Source organism: Streptomyces sp. VTCC 41912 (assembly GCF_045799175.1).
Taxonomy (GTDB): Bacteria; Actinomycetota; Actinomycetes; order Streptomycetales; family Streptomycetaceae; genus Streptomyces; species Streptomyces albulus_C.
Window position 1 is genome coordinate 40,597 of sequence record NZ_JBJMAB010000028.1, and the last position, 16,361, is coordinate 56,957.

The 16,361-nt window shown below is 73.9% G+C and carries 15 protein-coding genes; 9 read left to right on the top strand and 6 right to left on the bottom strand.

The window, feature by feature from the left end:
- Positions 1-13: 13 nt before the first annotated feature.
- The 3 genes from ACJ6WD_RS29655 to abc-f form a co-directional block, all read right to left on the bottom strand.
- Positions 14-1,312 (bottom strand): erythromycin esterase family protein, encoded by a 1,299-nt coding sequence (locus ACJ6WD_RS29655; protein WP_233660977.1) that lies wholly within the window; start codon positions 1,310-1,312, stop codon positions 14-16.
- Positions 1,313-1,445: 133 nt separating this feature from the next.
- Positions 1,446-2,096, bottom strand: a complete 651-nt coding sequence (locus ACJ6WD_RS29660) for a CatB-related O-acetyltransferase (RefSeq protein WP_407616885.1) — start codon at positions 2,094-2,096, stop codon at positions 1,446-1,448.
- A gap of 128 nt (positions 2,097-2,224) precedes the next feature.
- Complete coding sequence (gene abc-f, locus ACJ6WD_RS29665; protein WP_233660975.1) at positions 2,225-3,844, bottom strand: ribosomal protection-like ABC-F family protein; 1,620 nt, start codon at positions 3,842-3,844, stop codon at positions 2,225-2,227.
- A 154-nt stretch (positions 3,845-3,998) separates the two neighbouring features.
- Between abc-f and ACJ6WD_RS29670 the strand changes: the two genes are divergently transcribed.
- Positions 3,999-4,664, top strand: coding sequence for a TetR/AcrR family transcriptional regulator (locus tag ACJ6WD_RS29670; protein WP_374206879.1), 666 nt, complete (start codon positions 3,999-4,001; stop codon positions 4,662-4,664).
- Positions 4,665-4,695: 31 nt separating this feature from the next.
- On the opposite strand, the gene ACJ6WD_RS29675 is transcribed toward ACJ6WD_RS29670, so the two are convergent.
- Together ACJ6WD_RS29675 and ACJ6WD_RS29680 are read right to left on the bottom strand one after the other, a co-directional pair.
- Complete coding sequence (locus tag ACJ6WD_RS29675; RefSeq protein ID WP_376553719.1) at positions 4,696-5,838, bottom strand: FAD-dependent oxidoreductase; 1,143 nt, start codon at positions 5,836-5,838, stop codon at positions 4,696-4,698.
- Between the two features lie 300 nt (positions 5,839-6,138).
- Positions 6,139-6,765 carry a TetR/AcrR family transcriptional regulator gene (locus ACJ6WD_RS29680; RefSeq protein WP_376553716.1) on the bottom strand — a complete coding sequence of 209 codons (627 nt, stop codon included), beginning with the start codon at positions 6,763-6,765 and terminating at the stop codon, positions 6,139-6,141.
- A 126-nt stretch (positions 6,766-6,891) separates the two neighbouring features.
- On the opposite strand from ACJ6WD_RS29680, the gene ACJ6WD_RS29685 reads away from it, so the two are divergent.
- From ACJ6WD_RS29685 to ACJ6WD_RS29715, 7 genes are all read left to right on the top strand, one after another.
- Positions 6,892-8,343 (top strand): amidase, encoded by a 1,452-nt coding sequence (locus ACJ6WD_RS29685; protein ID WP_376553763.1) that lies wholly within the window; start codon positions 6,892-6,894, stop codon positions 8,341-8,343.
- Between the two features lie 118 nt (positions 8,344-8,461).
- Positions 8,462-9,418, top strand: coding sequence for an alcohol dehydrogenase catalytic domain-containing protein (locus ACJ6WD_RS29690; RefSeq protein ID WP_376553713.1), 957 nt, complete (start codon positions 8,462-8,464; stop codon positions 9,416-9,418).
- Entirely contained in the window at positions 9,415-9,555 is a 141-nt protein-coding gene (locus ACJ6WD_RS29695; RefSeq protein WP_407616886.1) for a hypothetical protein, read from the top strand. The genes ACJ6WD_RS29690 and ACJ6WD_RS29695 overlap by 4 nt, the downstream gene beginning before the upstream one ends.
- A gap of 375 nt (positions 9,556-9,930) precedes the next feature.
- On the top strand, positions 9,931-11,886 hold the full coding sequence (locus tag ACJ6WD_RS29700) for an ABC transporter ATP-binding protein (protein ID WP_407616887.1): 1,956 nt from the start codon (positions 9,931-9,933) through the stop codon (positions 11,884-11,886).
- A gap of 105 nt (positions 11,887-11,991) precedes the next feature.
- The gene (locus ACJ6WD_RS29705) at positions 11,992-12,447 is read left to right on the top strand and encodes a hypothetical protein (protein ID WP_407616888.1); all 456 of its coding nucleotides are present in this window, start codon (positions 11,992-11,994) and stop codon (positions 12,445-12,447) included.
- Positions 12,448-12,558: 111 nt separating this feature from the next.
- The gene (locus ACJ6WD_RS29710; protein ID WP_407616889.1) at positions 12,559-13,203 is read left to right on the top strand and encodes an RNA polymerase sigma factor; all 645 of its coding nucleotides are present in this window, start codon (positions 12,559-12,561) and stop codon (positions 13,201-13,203) included.
- On the top strand, positions 13,196-13,945 hold the full coding sequence (locus ACJ6WD_RS29715; RefSeq protein ID WP_376553704.1) for a zf-HC2 domain-containing protein: 750 nt from the start codon (positions 13,196-13,198) through the stop codon (positions 13,943-13,945). Before ACJ6WD_RS29710 ends, ACJ6WD_RS29715 begins: the two co-directional genes overlap by 8 nt.
- Before the next feature lie 25 nt (positions 13,946-13,970).
- Here the strand turns inward: ACJ6WD_RS29715 and ACJ6WD_RS29720 are convergent, their stop codons facing one another.
- Complete coding sequence (locus tag ACJ6WD_RS29720; RefSeq protein WP_407616890.1) at positions 13,971-14,678, bottom strand: TetR/AcrR family transcriptional regulator; 708 nt, start codon at positions 14,676-14,678, stop codon at positions 13,971-13,973.
- 186 nt (positions 14,679-14,864) lie between these two features.
- Between ACJ6WD_RS29720 and ACJ6WD_RS29725 the strand changes: the two genes are divergently transcribed.
- Complete coding sequence (locus ACJ6WD_RS29725) at positions 14,865-16,277, top strand: amidase (protein WP_407616891.1); 1,413 nt, start codon at positions 14,865-14,867, stop codon at positions 16,275-16,277.
- Positions 16,278-16,361 lie beyond the last annotated feature (84 nt).

Consider the following 16,361-nt stretch of genomic DNA (forward strand, 5'->3'; position numbering starts at 1 on the left):
TCGCCGGCCGGGGTCAGGCGGTGTCGAGGGTGTCGGTGACGGTGGAGGTCGGGGTGTGGAGGACGGCGTCGAACGCCTCGACGACGGGGGTGTGGAGGTAGGCGCTCTGGATCCGGATGCGGTCGGGGCCCGGGGGCAGGTCGGTGCGTCCGGGGGATCGCGGGCGTGCCTGCCGGAGGTCGGCGATGCTGAGCCCGAGTCCGGCGTCGGTGAAGGCGGCTTCGATGCTGCCCGGTTCGGCCGGCTCCAGCGGGGTGGCGTCGATGGTGAAGCCGAAGCGGGCGTTCTCGTCGCGGGGCATGTCCGCGGTGTGTCCGGTGGTGCTCGTCAGGCCGAGGGGGAGGTAGGCGGCACCGAGCGCGCGGTGCAGGTGCTGTCCCATGGGGAGTCCGGTGAGGTGGCCGTCGAAGGAGACCGGAGTCCGCTGGATGTGGGCGTTGTGCGCGGCCAGTACGACGCGGGTCCCGGGTTCGAGGCGCTCCAGGTGCCACAGCACCGAGTGGGCCATGTAGGCGTCACGGGCCGAGGTGTCGGCGGTCAGTCCCTTTCCGGCGAAGAGGTCGGCCATGGCGCGGAAGGCGTGGTCGGCGTGGCAGGCGCCTTCGAGCCGGCGCACGGCGATGTCGTAGCCCTGCTGGTCGCCGCGGGAGACGTACAGCGGTTCCAGGGCGCGGAAGCGGATGAGCAGGCGCGCCAGGAGTGCGCTGAGGGCGTCCTGTTCGGCGGTGGCCAGGCGGGCCCAGGCGGGTGCGGCGACGGCTCCGGAGCCGGCGGCGAACGGTGCGGCGATCCGCAGCGCCTCCTGGAGGGCGGGCAGGGTTTCGGGGTCGATCCGGCGCAGGTAGTCGGCGACCGGCGTCAGGGCGGGAAGCAGCGAGCCACCTGCCGCGGGGATGTCGACGCCCGCGAAGCGCACCGGCGTTGCGGCGGTGCGGTTGTGGTGACGCAGCCACCGCAGCGGTGCGTCGAGTCCCACGGGGATCGTCCCGGCGAGGTGCGCCGCGAGGGCGTCGTCCGTCCCCTCGCCCTGGGCCCAGGCGTCGAGGGCGAAGCCTTCGCTGAAGCCGTACTCGAAGGCCAGGACGGTGAATCCGCAGCGCTCGACCAGGAACCGCAGGATGCGCTCGCGCATGACCGCGAACTCCTGGATGAAGTGGGAACTCTCGCCGATCGCGACGACCCGGGCGTCGCCGACGACGGCGCGCAGCGGCTCCAGGTCGTCGAGCGGCGCATCGGGGTCGAGGTGGGTGAGGGGAGCGGCGTGGGCGCGGAGCCAGTCGGCGAACGGGTTGGGGTGGGGTGAGACAGGCATGGTGGCGGCGGGCTTTCTCGGGAGTCGGGAGGGGGCGGATCATCGTGCGGGCGGTCGCCGCGAGGCCGGTCGCGTCGTGCCCGGACCGTTCAACGGGCCCTCATGCGACGGGTGTTGATGGCTGCTGCGGCGTTCAGTCCTGCTCGGGTGCCGCGTTCTCCAAGTCGTCGATGCTGCCGGACATGACGGTGCGGAGGTGCGCGGTGAGGTGCGGGAGGGGCCAGTCCCACCAGGCCAGCGCGAGGAGGCGGTCGACGTCGGCGTCGCTGTAGCGGCGCCGGATGAGCCGGGCCGGGTTGCCGCCGACGATTCCGTAGTCGGGGACGTCGTCGACGACCACGGATCCGGCGGCGATGATGGCTCCGTGGCCGATGCGGACGCCCGGCATGACCATGGACCGGTAGCCGAACCAGACGTCGTGGCCCACCACGGTGTCGCCCCGTCCGGTCAGGCCGCTGAGCAGGTCGAAGTGTGCGGACCAGGACCCGCCCATGATGGGGAACGGGAACGTCGAGGGGCCGTCCATGCGGTGGTTGGCGCCGTTCATGAGGAATCGCACGCCTTCGCCCAGCGCGCAGAACTTCCCGATGACCAGCTTCTCCGGCCCGTAGTGGTACAGCACGTTGCGCGTCTCGAAGGCGGTCGGGTCGTCGGGATCGTCGTAGTAGGAGAACTCCCCGACCTCGATCAACGGCGAGGTGACGAGCGGCTTGAGCAGCACCACCCGCGGCTGCTCGGGCATCGGGTGCACCACGGTCGGGTCGGCGGGCACGGGCGGCGTCATGGCAACGCTTCCTTCCTGGGGAACGACGGGTACGTGAGGGATGGCGGGCTCAAGGAGTGGGGTGGGCAACGGACTTCGAGGGGTGCCCGGGCGCCCTCCGGCGGGCGGCTGCGGGCCCGGGTCGGGCCTCAGCGGGCGACGGCGGACGGTGCGGTCGCCCGCAGGTCCAGGTGGGTGCCCCGCCAGCGCCGACGCAGCCGGCGATCGTGGCTGACGATGACGAGGGTGCCGGCGTACCCGAGCAGGGCGGATTCCAACTCCTCGACGAGCGCGGGCGACAGGTGGTTGGTGGGTTCGTCGAGCAACAGGACGTCGGACGGCGCGTCGAGCAGCCGCGCCAGGGCGAGCCGCTGTCGCTGTCCGGTGGACAGCCTGCCGACCGGCACCGCCAGTTGGTCGCGGTCGAACAGGCCGAGGGACAGCAGCCGTTCGGCCTGCGCGTCGGCCGTCCCCGCCCGCCCGCGGGCGAACGCGGCCAGCACGGTGTCGTCCGGCTTCCCGGGCCGCGGCTCCTGACGGAGGTAGCCGATCCGGCCGCGGCGGCTGACGTGCCCGGCGTCGGGCGCCAGTTCACCGGCCAGGACCCGGAGCAGGGTGCTCTTGCCCGCTCCGTTCGCCCCCGTGATCAGCAGGCGGTCGCCGGCCGTCAGGGCGAGGCTGGTGCGGGCGAGTCGGTCCGTGACGGCGACGTCGGCGGCGTCGAGTACGACGCCTTCCAGACGGCGGGCCCGCAGGACCGGGGTGAAGCGCAGGGGTTCCGGCGGTGGCGGGACCGGGTCGGCGACCAGGCGGCGCAGCCGTTCCTCGGCGTTGCGCACCCGACTGGCCAGGGACTGCTGCACCCGGCCGCCCGCCCGGTCGTAGGCCATCTTGTTGCCGTCCTTCATCGCCCGGCCGGGGGCCACCTGGCGGGCGGTGGTCGCGGCGGCCTCCCGGAGCCGGTCGACGTCGGCCCGCCACTGGTCGTGTGCCTGGGCCCAGCGTTGCCTGGCGGCCGCCTTCTCGGCGAGGTAGCCGGAGTAGCCGTTGCCGTACCGGTCGACCCGGCGCCGATCGGCGTCCACCTCCAGCAGGGTGGTGGCGACCCGTTCGAGGAAGACCCGGTCGTGGGAGACGGCCACCGTGGTGCCGCGCCGGGCGCGCAGGTGCTCCTCCAACCAGCGCAGGGCGTCGTCGTCGAGATGGTTGGTCGGCTCGTCCAGCAGCAGCACCTCCGGGGCGGCGGCCAGGACGGCCGCGAGCCGCAACCGGACCCGTTCGCCGCCCGACAGGCTGCCGGCGGTGCGCTCCCGGCCCACCAGTCCCAGACCGAGACCGTGCAGCGCACGTTCCACCCGGGCGTCGGCGTCGTAGCCGCCGCGCAGCTCGAAGACCGTCATCAACTCCCCGTATTCGGCCATGCCGGACTCGTCGCCGGCGGCCATCGCGGCCTCCAGGCGGCGCATGCGCCGCTCGACGGCGCGCAGATCGCCGAGCGCCCGGTCGATGACCTCCTGGACGGTCGTCTCCGCCGCCAGGTGCTCGTCCTGGGCGAGATAGCCGACCCCGCCGGTGGCCTGGACGACGACCTCGCCCTGGTCGGGCCGCTCGCGCCCGGCGAACAGGCGGAGCAGGGTGGACTTGCCGGAACCGTTCTCACCGATGATCCCGGTGCGCTCGCCGACGGCGAGCGAGCAGGTCACGGCGTCAAGGACGAGCCGGCCACGGAAGGACTTGCTGACGGTGAGCGCACTGATCTGTGTGGGCATGCAGGGTCTCCAGAGCATTCGGGAACGAGGCGACGGTGCGGGGCCGCGCGGCCGGGCGAACGCTGGGGAAGAGCATGGTCACTCCACTAGTGCGACAACTGATGCTTTAAGATCGTGCCACAACACCGCCTCCCGAGCAAAGGAACTTTTTCCCGTGACGACCCCCACGGACCCGGACCCGGAAGACGGAGCCGCCCCGCAAGGCGACCAGGCCCCGCCCCGACGCCGCCCCGGCGGCCGCACCGCCCGCATCCGCCAGCAGGTGCTCGACGCGGTCCTCGCGGAACTCGGCGACCACGGTTACGACGGGCTCACCACCGACACCGTCGCCGCCCGGGCCGGCGTGCACCGCACCACGGTGTACCGGCGGTGGAGGGACGTCGGCGGCCTGCTCGCCGACGTCCTCGACGCGGCCGGCGACGACGACTGGCAGCCACCGGACACCGGCTCGTTGGAAGGCGACCTGACCGCACTGAACGAGGAGATCCACTCGGCGCTGACCGCCCGACCGCCGATCGTGGCCGCACTGATCGCCGCCTCGTTCCGCTCCGAGCAGGCCGCCGCCGCCCAACAGCGGCTCTGGGACGACCGCTACGCCCGCTGCGAGGTCGTCGTCGACCGGGCCGTCGGACGCGGCGAACTCCCCCCGCACAGCGACGCCAGACGACTGCTCATCGCCGCCACCGCACCGCTGTACCACCAACTGGTGCTGCTGCGCACGCCCCCCGACCCGCAACTGCCGGGCCACGCCGCCAGAACCGTGGCCCTCGCCGCGGCCGCCGGCGCCTTCGTCGAGCCCCCGCCGGCGGCCGACGACTGAGCGGGGCCCGCAGGGTGTCCGCGCGCACGTCTTACTGGGGCTGCTCCGCCGTGGAGAACAAGTCGAGCAGGCCCTGCGGAGTGGTGCCGTCGAACAGCAGCTCGTAGTGGCGGAGTCCTTCGGCGGCGGCTTCGGCGCTGCGGGGGAACATGGTCTGCTCGTACGCGGCGAGGGCCGCCTCGACGTCATCGGGGTGGGCGGCGAGGGCCTGGCCGAGTTCGGCGCCGTCCTGCATGGCCAGGTTGGCGCCCTCGCCGTTGGGCACCGAGAGGTGGGCCGCGTCGCCCACCAGGGTCACCCCGGGCACCCGGTCCCACCGGTGCTCCGTCGGCAGGGCGTAGTGGGGACGCACGACGGGCGTGGTGTCACTGTCGGTGATCAGGGCGGTGAGCTCGGGGGCCCAACCGTCGAATTCCCGCGCGATCCGCGCGGTGGCCGCGGCGGCGTCGGTGAAGTCGATGGCGGCGAACCACTCCTGAGGCTTGAGCAGCGTCACGTAGGCGTGCAGGGTGCCGCCGCTCTCCCGGTGGGCCCCGATCCACTTCTCGTTCCCGCCCGGTTCGAACGTGCCCAACGACCCGCCGCCGACCGCCTGCGCGCTGGCCGGGTGCCGGATGTCGGCGTCGAACAGGTAGGTCTCGACGAACGACCGGCCGCTGTACTCGGGCGCGGCGTCGGAGAGCAGCGGCCGGACCCGGGACCACGCGCCGTCCGCACCGACCAGCAGACGCGTGACGGTGGTGCGGCCGTCGGCGAAGGTCACCTCGTGGCGGCCCCCGCCCAGGGCGCGGACGCCGTCGGCCTTGTGCCCCCACCGGACGGTGCCGGCCGGCAGCGAGTCGAGCAGCAGCTGCCGCAGTTCGCCGCGCTGCACCTCCGGGCGTCCGCCGGTGCCGTCGTCGGCCTGGTCGAGCAGGACGGTTCCGTCGCGGTGGAGGATCCGCATCGCCTGGTGCCCCTCCAGGATGATGCTGCGGAACTCGTCCGTCAGCCCGGCCGCCTGGAGCGCGGGCTGCCCGTTGTGGTGGTGGATGTCGAGCAACCCGCCCTGCGTGCGGGCCATCGGCGAGCGCTCCGCCTCGTAGACCGCGACGGGGATGCCGTGGAGGTGCAGGACGCGGGCCAGTACGAGGCCGCCGAGTCCGGCGCCGATGATCGTGACGGGAGTGGTCATGGTGGTTCCTTCGCGCTCGTGGACCGCCGGGCGGACGCCCGGCGCCGGCCCGCCCCACGCTCCCGGCAGCCGTCGACAGACCGCCGACAGACCTCCGATACGCCGCCGTCCACCACCGTCGGATCACTGACGGGCCCGGCCACCGCTGACCGCCCCCCCCCCCCGGGGGGCGTCGCCTGCGGGGCATCGCTCAGGACCGGGCGGGGGCGCCGGGCGTCCGCTCCGAGCGGCGGAGCCGCCCGGTCGACTCGGCGGCAAGCGCGCCGCGTTCCCGCACGGAGGGCGCGGGAGGGGGAGGGGTCAGTCGGCGGTCGCCCCGGGCGCGTCGAGGGGTGAGCCGGGGCGATCCACGATCCCCTGCACGATCCGCAGCAGGCGTTCCCCCGCCCGGTCGATGCTGCCGTTCTGCGTGCTGACCTGCGCGCCTTCCAGTACGAAGGTGATCTCGGCGGCGGCCTGCTCGGGGTCGGGCAGCCCGGCCGCGGTGCACATGCCGACCAGCCTGCGGGTCTGGAGTGCCTTGTGCTGCTCGATGACCTGGCGTGCCGGATGGGCGCGGTCGGGCAGCTCGGCGAGGGAGTTGATGAAGGGGCAGCCCCGGTAGGAGAGCGCGGGCAGCCCCTCGGCGATGAAGCGGGCCAACGCCAGGATCTGCTCCCTGGGCCGGTCGTGGAATGCGGTCTCGACCCGGTCGAAGGCGGCCTGGTAGTCGGCGGCGACGATCCGCAGCCACTCCGCGACCAGCGCGTCCTTCGTTTCGAAGTGCCGGTAGATGGCCATTTTGGTGGTCTCGGCCTTCTCGGCGATGGCCTGGACGCCCACCCGCCGGATCCCCTCGCTCTGGAAGAGCTCCTCCGCCGCGTCGAGGATGCGCTCGCGCGGCGGGAGTTTCGCCACCCTGCTCGGCCTGCTGGCGGTCGTTGCCATGACTGCTCCGTGACGTCCGGTCGGTTGTGGGCCCCGCACCCCTCGCTACGGTACCAGCTCGTCCTGTGCGATACCGTTGGGTATCGTTGGGAACTCATCGGTATCGTTTTTCCTCTGGGAGTGACAGTGAGAGTTGCCGAGTACGTGGAGTTCGACGGGGTCGGGCTCGCGGAGCTGGTGGCCCGTGGCGAGGTGACCCCCGGCGAAGTCGAAGCAGCCGCACGCGAGGCGGCACGGACGGTCGATCCGCAGCTCAACGCCATCGTGGAGACCTGGCCGGCCGACGACGCGCCCGCCCCCGGCAGCGCACCGCTGGCCGGGGTCCCGTTCCTGATCAAGGACATCGGGGTCACCATGGCCGGCCGGCGCACGGAACTGGGCAGCCGCCTCGCCGCCGGCAACGTCGCCGGAGCCGACTCCGCCCTGATGCGGCGCTTCCGCCGCGCCGGCCTCGTGACGTTCGGGCGCACCACGACACCGGAGATGGCCTACAGCAACACGACGGAACCCGTCCTGTACGGCGCCACCCGCAACCCCTGGGACCCGGAGCGGAGCGCGGGCGGATCCAGCGGGGGAGCGGGCGCGGCCGTCGCCGCCGGGGTGGTCCCGCTCGCGCACGCCACCGACGCCGCCGGCTCGATCCGCATCCCCGCCGCGTACAACGGCCTCTTCGGGCTGAAGCCCACCCGCGGCCGGGTCTCCTGGGGGCCCGACTTCGACGAGATGTTCAACGGCCTGGCCGTGCAGGGCGGCCTCAGCCGCACGGTGCGCGACGGCGCGGTGCTGCTCGACCGGATGCGCGGTCCGGAGCCGGGCGACCCCTACCACGCCCCGGAGCCGCCCCGGCCGTACGCCGAGGAAGTCGCCCGTCCCCCGGGCTCGTTGCGGATCGGCGTCCTCGCCCAGGCATGGGGTGGCCGCCGCACCGCCGCACCGGTGGCCGGAGCGCTCTTCCGCACCGCGCGCCTGCTGGAATCCCTCGGGCACCACCTGGTCGAGGTCGAGGTCGACCTCGGTGTCGACTGGGAGGAGTTCCTCCTGGCCAACGCCCGCCAGTGGACGGCGAACCTCACGGCCTCGGTCGACGAACTGGCCGCCGCCTTCGACCGGCCCGTCGACTCCTCGACCCTGGAACCGCCGGTCCTCGCCAGCTACCACTACGGACGGCGGGTCAGCGGTGTCCAGTTGGTCACCGCGCTCGCGGTCCGCAACCGGGTCGCGCGCCGCCTGGCACGGTACTTCGACGCGTACGACGTGCTGCTCACCCCGACCGTGCCGGAGCTCCCCGTTCCGCTGGGCACGCATGCCGAGGGAGCGGAAGCGCTGGACGGGCTCGGCTGGCTCCGCCGCCTCTTCGACATCGGGCCGTTCAGCGCCGCGTTCAACGTGGCGGGCACGCCGGCCATGTCGGTGCCCCTGGCCGCGGACGCGGAGACCGGGCTCCCGATCGGCATGCAGTTCGCCGCCGGCTACGGGCACGAAGGCCGCCTCTTCCGCCTCGCCGGACAACTCGAACGCGCGAACCCCTGGTCGCACCGGACCCCCGCGGTGTGGGCCGGGAACCCCGCGGGGTCGTGAGACGTGCCCCGGGCCGGCGAGCCGGCCCGGGGCGGCTGCGGCCGTTGCGGCATGGGGAGTTGAAGGACGGCACCGACACCTCCCGGTGTCCCGCCGCCCGGGGAGTAGATTCGCGCGCATGCGAGCAGTCGTGATCGACGGCAGGGGCGCCTTCCGGCTCGAACGGCGCGCCGATCCGGTCCCCGGGCCCGGCCAGGTGGTGGTGCGGGTGCGCGCCGCCGGGCTCAACGCGGCCGACCTCCAACAGGCCCGGGGCGACTACCCGGCGCCCCCGGGCTGGCCCGCCGACGTCCCCGGACTGGAGATCGCCGGCGAGGTCGAGCAGCTCGGCCCGGGGGCGACGGGGGTGGAGGTCGGCGACCGGGTCATGGCCCTCGTGGGCGGCGGTGGCCACGCCGAACGGATCGTGGTCCCCGTCGAGTTGCTGCTTCCGGTCCCCGCCGGGTTGTCCTGGCGGGAGGCGGCCGGTTTCCCGGAGGCGTTCGGCACCGCCTGGGACGCGCTGGTGATCCAAGCCGGGACGCGCGCCGGGGACCGGGTGCTGGTCACCGGAGCCGCGGGCGGGGTCGGCACGGCGATGGTGCAGGTGGCTGCCGTCGCCGGCGCCCGCGTCGTGGCGAGCGTGCGCCGGCCCGCACTGCACGACCGCGTCGGGCAACTCGCCCCCGTCGGGGGCCGCGTGGAGGTGGTCGTTCCCGCTGAGGAGGGCGAACGGGCGCCGTACGACGTCATCGTCGAGTTGGTCGGAGGCGAGGACTGCCTCCGGCGGGTCGCGCTGCTGCGCGCCCGCGGGAAGATCCTCGTGGTGGGGGTCCAGGGCGGCTCGGTGGCGCCGTTGCGGATGTTCGACCTGATGCTCGCGCGCGCCCAGTTGATCGGCACCACCCTGCGCGGCCGCTCCCCGGCGGAGAAGGCGCTCCTCGCGGCCACCCTGCGCACCGCCGTCGTCCCGCTCCTGGCCGAGGGGCGCCTGCGGGTACCCGTCGAGGCGACCTTCCCGCTGGACCGCTACGCCGACGCCTACGCCAGGCTGGCGGGCCCGGGGAAGTTCGGCAAGGTCATCCTGGAGCCGTGACCGGTACCGGCGCGGAAGGCGCCGACGAAGTCGCGGCGCGGACCGGGAAGATCGCGCCCTACGGTCTGCACTTCGCGCTCGCGCGCATCGAGGCCCACCCCTCCGACGTCGCGGGCATGAACGCGTGCTTCGTCTGAGCGGTCGACGGCCCGCGCGGCACGTCGGCACCACCCCCGCGCAACCCCTCGGCGCGGCAATCCCTTTGCACGGCAATCCCTTTGCGCCGCTGTTCCGTACCGGTGGTCGAGGGGGTGGGTCGGAGGAAGGGGCGATCATGGGAGTCTTCGCAACGCTCGTTCCCGCAATGGGCCGCGGCCATGGCGACCACGGCGAGAGGGGTCGGCACGGGGACCGGGACGACCGGGACCGCGACCGGCGCGGGCGGGACGATCGGGACCATGGCCATGACGGTGGCCGCGATCGCGACCGGGACCGCGAAGGGAGGTACTGAGTGTTCAAGTGGCCGTCAGCGGCCGGGCGCCCCGCCCGGCCGCACGGGTCGGTGAGGCGACGTGAGCCGCGCGGGACCGCGCTGCTGCACCCGCGGTGACGCCCGGGGCGCCGACGCGGCCGGGGCGGCCACGCCGTCCGCGGGCGCGCGGGAGCGGACGTGCGAGCGGTGGTGGCGGACGACGAAGTCGCCGCCCGCGGCCCGTGCTTCCGGTGGCGCCGACGCGGTCGTCGAGGCCGCTCCGCCGGTGGCGCTGCGCGAGGTGTTCCGTCGGTTCTGGCCCTACACGCGCGGTGGCCGCCCGTGGTTCGTGGTGATCCTGGGCCTCGTGGTGCTGGGGCCCGTCGTCGATGCGGCCGAGGTCTGGCTCTTCAAGATCCTCATCGACGACGTGCTGATCCCGCGCGATCCGCACCTCCTCGTCCCGGTCGCCCTCGCCTTCCTGGGCCTCACCCTCCTGGCCGGGGCCCTGGACTTCGCCGACGACGTGACCTCCACCTGGGTCAGTGAGCGGTTCCTGCTGGCGCTGCGCTCGGCGCTCTTCCGCCACGTCGAGGGCCTGTCGCCCGGCTTCTTCGAGCGGCGGCGGCTCGGTGACGTGCTCTCCCGGATGACCGGCGACGTCGACGCGGTCGAGACCTTCCTGCTCTCCGGGATCGTGAACGCCCTCGCACAGGTCGTGCGGCTGGGCGTCTTCCTCGGCGTGCTGTCCTACCTGAGCTGGCACCTGACGCTGCTGGCCGTCGTCATCGTGCCGATGTTCTGGTGCACCGCCCGGTGGTTCTCCCGGCGCGTCAAGACCGTGGCGCGGGAGCGGCGGCGGCGCAGCGGATCGATCAGTGCGATCGCCGAGGAGACCCTGGGCAACATCGCGCTCGTGCAGGCGTACAACCGGCAGCGCTGGGAGCACGGCCGGTTCGAGCGGGAGAACCTCGGTCGATTCCGGGCCGTCATGGCCTCCGCCCGCCTCGGCGCGGTGTACGCCACGGCCGTCGAGCTCATCGAAGTGGTCGGCGCGCTGCTGGTGTTGGGTCTGGGGACCTGGGAACTGATCCGGGGCCAGCTCACCCTGGGCGGCCTGATGGTCTTCCTCACGTTGCTCAGCAGGCTCTACAGCCCCATCCGCGGTCTGTCCGGGCTCAGCAACACCTTCTCCTCCGCGTCGGCCTCCGCGGAGCGGATCATCGAACTGCTCGACCAGCGGCCGCAGGTCCGCCAGCGCGCGACTCCCCGGACGCCGGGACGCTGTCGTGGCGAGATCGCCTTCGACGACGTCTCCTTCCGTTACCCGGGTGCCACCGCGCCCGCCCTGGTGGGGGTCTCGTTCCGGGTGGCGCCGGGCGAGACGCTGGCACTCGTGGGCGCCAGCGGTGCGGGGAAGACGACCGTCGCCAAGCTGCTGCTGCGCTTCTACGACCCGGACCGAGGCAGCGTCCGCCTCGACGGGCACGACCTTCGCGACCTGAGCCTGGACGCCCTGCGGGACAACGTCGCCGTGCTCCTCCAGGAGACCCTGGTCCTCCACGGCACGGTGCGCGACAACATCGTCTACGGCCGGCCCGGCGTGGGCGACGCCGAGATCGTCGCCGCCGCCCGTGCAGCGGACGCCCACGGCTTCATCAGCCAACTCCCCGACGGCTACGACACGGTGGTCGGCCAGCGCGGCCGGCTGCTCTCCGGCGGACAGCGCCAGCGCCTGGCCATCGCCCGCGCCATGGTCCGCGACGCGCCGCTGCTCGTCCTCGACGAGCCGACCACCGGCCTCGACGCGGAATCCGGCCGGCGCATCCTGCACCCCCTGCGCCGGCTGATGCGCGGCCGCACGACGATCCTGATCTCGCACGACCTGCTCACCGTCCGCGATGCCACCCGGATCCTGCTCCTCGATCACGGTCGCGTCACCGCCCGCGGCACGCATCGGGAACTGCTCGCCCGCAGCGCGGCGTACGCACGGCTGTACCGGCCGTACGAGACCACCGCCGGACCGCAGGCCGGGGGGCCGTCGACTGGACCTTGAACCCTTCGCCGCCCCACACGTACACCGGACGTCCCGACCGGGCGGTTCCGGGAGGCTGCGACGTCTTCAATGCCTGCGATGCCTGCGATATCTGCGATATCTGTGATGTCTGCGCGTCCAGGCGAGGCCGTGCTGAGGGGCGCCGCGGCCGGTTGCGCCCTCCTCAACGCCGTCGTCCACCTCATGCTGGTGCCCGAACACCTCGCGGAAGTGCCGTACGTGGGCGGCCTGTTCCTCGTCGGCGGCGTGGCGCTGGTCGTCGCCGCCCTCGGGCTCGCGCGCCGGAACCCGACGCCGGCCTGGGTACTGGGCGCGCTGGTCAGTGCGGGCATGGTCCTGGGCTTCGCGCTGTCGCGCCCCGTCGGGCTGCCGGGCTACCACGAAGAAGGCTGGGAACCCCCGTACGGGATCTCGGCCCTCGTCACCGAGGTGACGTTCCTGGTCGCGCTCGGTGCCTGGTGGGGCGTGACGGCGGCGCGCACGCCCGCCGCTCCGGGCGCCCGCCCCGGCTCGTCCGTGCGCAACGGGCAGCGTCCACGGACCCCGCGCCCCGCCCCGTGAGCGGGCCGTCCCCCTCCTGGAGGGGCGGTGGCGGAGGAGGAGAATGGGAGCGTGCCATTCCGTCGCCGCCCGGCAGCAATCCCCGGGCCGGGCCGGACCGTACGTAGGGGTATGCAGTGGTTGCAGCTCCCGGTCGGACGCATCCCGGACGAGGCGCTGCTGGCTGGCCTGGCCACCGGTGACCCGGAGCTCGCCGTCACGTTCGTGCGGCGCTTCCAGCACACCGTCTTCGGCGTGGCCGTCGCGGTCACCCGAGATCCCCAGCTGGCCGAGGACATCGCCCAGCAGACGTTCGAGCGCGCGTGGCGGCACGCCCAGGTCTACGACTCCCGCCGCGGCTCCGTGACCGCCTGGCTGACGACCATCGCGCACAACCTCGCCATCGACGCCGTCCGATCGCGCCAACCGGACCCGGTGGCGCCGGAGGACCTCGACGCCCTCCTGAGCGCGGTGACCGAGACCCCCGAACAGCAGGCACTGGCCGACGAGGCGTCGGCCACCCTGCGGGCGGCGGTGGCACGGCTCCCGTACGAACAGCGCCGCGCCCTGGTGATGGCGGGCCTGTACGGGATGACCGCCCGGCAGGTCGCCGACCGGGAGCACATTCCGCTGGGCACCGCCAAGACGCGGATCAGGGCCGCGATGGGCAAGCTGCGCGCCACCCTCACCGCCCCCGAACGTCCGCACCCGGGCGCCGCGCCCCCGACGCCCACGAACCCGCACCCCGCGTCTCCGAAGGGAGGCGACCATGGCTGAGGACCTGTCCTGCACGCAGTTGCACCAGGCCGGTGCCGAACTGGCCCTGGGCGTGCTCTCGGGCCGGGAGCGGGCCGAGGCGACCGCCCATCTGGACCGCTGCGCGGACTGCCGGGAGTACATCGGGCAGCTGGCCCGCGTCGGAGACGGGCTGCTCGGCCTGCTGCCCGGCAGTGAGCCGCCGGCCGGATTCGAGACCAGGGTGGTGCGTCGGCTGGCCCGGGCCCGGGCCGCGCGGGACGGGCGGGACGCCGCGCGCGGCTTCGGGGCCCGGTACGGAGCGCTGCGCAAGGGCGTCTGGCTGCGGGTGGCGTCCGCCCTGGCCGTACTCGCGCTCGGCTTCGGCTTCGCCGGCTGGGCACTGGGCACCGCCGTCGAGGACGTCGTGGCCGGCCCCGCCCCCTCCGCCCCGGCCGCGGCGGGGATGCTGCACGCGCACCTGACGGGAGCCGGTGCGGGACATCGCCAACAGGCCGGTGACCTCTACGTCTACCGCGGGCCGCCGGGCTGGGTCTTCATGTCCGTCGACCTCGCCGATGCGGGACTCCCGTACAGCGGCAAGGTGACGTGCCTGCTGGAGCGGTCCGACGGGTCGACCGTCCGGCTCGGCACCTTCGAGCTCCACCACGGGTACGGCTACTGGGGCGTCCCGGCCCCCGGGGACCACGCCGCGCTCTCCGGCGTCCGTCTGGTCTCCGCCGAGGGCCACGACCTGGCCACCGCACGTTTCACCGCACCGTGAGCCTGCGCCGGTGCGGACAGCGACGTCACTTCGCCGCCCCCTCCTCGTCGTTGGCGGGGGCCGGGCCGCCTGTCCCGTGGGCGGGGAGCGCGGCCGGTGGGCTCGTCCGGGTGAGCGCGCCGATCTGGGCGTGGAGGAGCGCGAGCGCGGCCTGCGGGGTGAGGTGGCCGATCAGGACGTGGGTGGTCAGGCCGTCGGCGAGGGCGAGGAGTGTGCGCGCCGCCTGGTGCGGCTCGTGATCCGGGCCGGCGCCGACGTCCCCGTCCGCAGCGGGGGAGTCGGCGCGGCCCGCGCCGAGCAGGCGCACGAGCAGGGGGTGCAGCGCGGTGTAGCGGTTGCGCAGCGCGGCGGCGAGTTCGGGCGTCACGGCGGCTTGCGCGACGAACGCCAGCCAGACCCGGGCCTCGGCCCGGTGCGCCTCGTCGACCAGGGCGACCTCGCCCAGTACCCGCGCCAGCGTCGCGCTCGCCGGGTCGGGGTCGGCAGTCGTGTCGGTGCGGGGCCGTGCGCGTTCGGTCACCCGCTCGGTGACCCGTTCGCCGATGTGGTCGAGCGCGAAGACGAGCATCTCCTGCTTGGTGCGGAAGCAGCGTTGGACCGCTCCCATCGACACGCCGGCCCGGGTGGCGACGTCGCGCAGGGTCACGCCCTCCAGGCCGCTGCTGTCGGCGAGCGCGCACACCGCCTGGGCGATCCGGCGCCGCCGTTCCTCGTGGTCCACCTGCCTGGGCATCGTTCGCCCGCCCTCCTCGTAGTAATGCGCTTGCATCGCTTCCCAGCATAGGATGTGATGCAAGCGCATCGGAACGAAGGAGTGCCCGACGTCATGGCGTGCCCTGGCGTCGGCACGCCGCAGCGAGGGGAAGGGGGCAGGGCCGCGCGCTCGCCACGAGGGCGGAGCGGGCGACCCACCGACGCCATGAACACGGAACTGTGGAAGCTGAACGCGACGGAGTTGGCTGCGACCGTCGCCCGCGGCGAGGTCTCGGCGGCCGAGGTCGTGGAGGCCCACCTGGCGCGCGTCGCGGCGGTCAATCCGACCGTGAACGCCGTCACCCAACTCATGGCGGACGGCGCCCGCGAGGCCGCGCGCGCCGCCGACCGGCGCCGCGCGGCGGGGGAGCGGCCCGGTCCGCTGGCCGGCGTGCCCTTCACCGTCAAGGAGAACATCCACGTGGCGGGATGGGCGACCACGCACGGCGTGCGGAGGTTCCGCGATCACGTGGCCGAGGCCGACTCCCCGCCGGTGCGCCGGCTCCGCGCCGCGGGAGCCATCCCGATCGGCCACGCCAACATGCCCGACCTGGCGATCTCCTCGGACCCCGCGAGCCAGTTGTACGGCAGGACGTACAACCCCTGGGACCCGTCGAAGACCCCGGGCGGGAGCAGCAGCGGGGACGGGGTGGCGGTGGCGGTCGGCATGGCCGCGCTCGGCCTCGGCAACGACTCGGGCGGCTCCGTGCGCATGCCCGCGGCCTTCAACGGCGTGGCGGCGCTGAAGCCGAGCTACGGGCGCTTCGCCGCCGACCACCGCATCATGGGCCAGGAACCGATGCTGGCCTCCCAACTCATCCCCGTCGACGGCCCGATCGCCCGCTCCGTCGCCGACCTGCGCGCCGCCTACGAGACGTTGGCGGGCGCGGACCCGGAGGATCCGCGGGCGGTCCCGGTGCCCGCCTACGGGGCCGACGCGACCGGCCCGCTGCGGGTCGGCGTCGTGGCCGATCCGGCCGGAGCGGGCATCCACCCGCAGATCCGCGCCGCCCTCGACGAGGCCGCCACCGTCCTGGAGCGGGCGGGCCACGTCGTGGAGGAGGTGCAGATCCCCCGGCTGGGCGAGACCCTGGAGTGCTACGGGACGCTCATCATGACCGAGTTCGGCGTGAAGTGGCCCCGGATCAGGAAGCTGCTCACCGAGAAGGGCGCCCAGCACCTCGACCTGTTCATGGAACGCACCCCGCACACCGCACTCGACGAGTTCCTCCGGCAGACCGGGGTCCGGCTCTCCCTCCAACGTGACTGGGCCGAGCTGCTCGACGCCTACCCGCTGCTCCTCGGCGCCACCTGCCCCCAGCCCGTGCCCGGGTTCGACCTGCTTCCCGACGACACCGACGCCGAGAGCCACGCCCGGATGATGCTGGCCGGGGCCCTGTGCACGGTGACCTCCCTCGTCGGCGTGCCGGCGGTGAGCGTGCCCACCGGCTTCGCGGACGGCATGCCGCAGGGCGTCCAGCTCATCGGGCAGATGTACCGCGAGGACCGGTGCCTGGCGGCCGCCGAGGTGATCGAACGTCACTTCGGCGTGCTCGCCCCCATCGACCCGCGCTCGTAACGCGAGCGCGCACCGGTGTCCGCCCTGGCGACGGGGCAGGGCGGACACCGGCACCCCGCCCCGGGCACGGGGACCTCAAGCGCC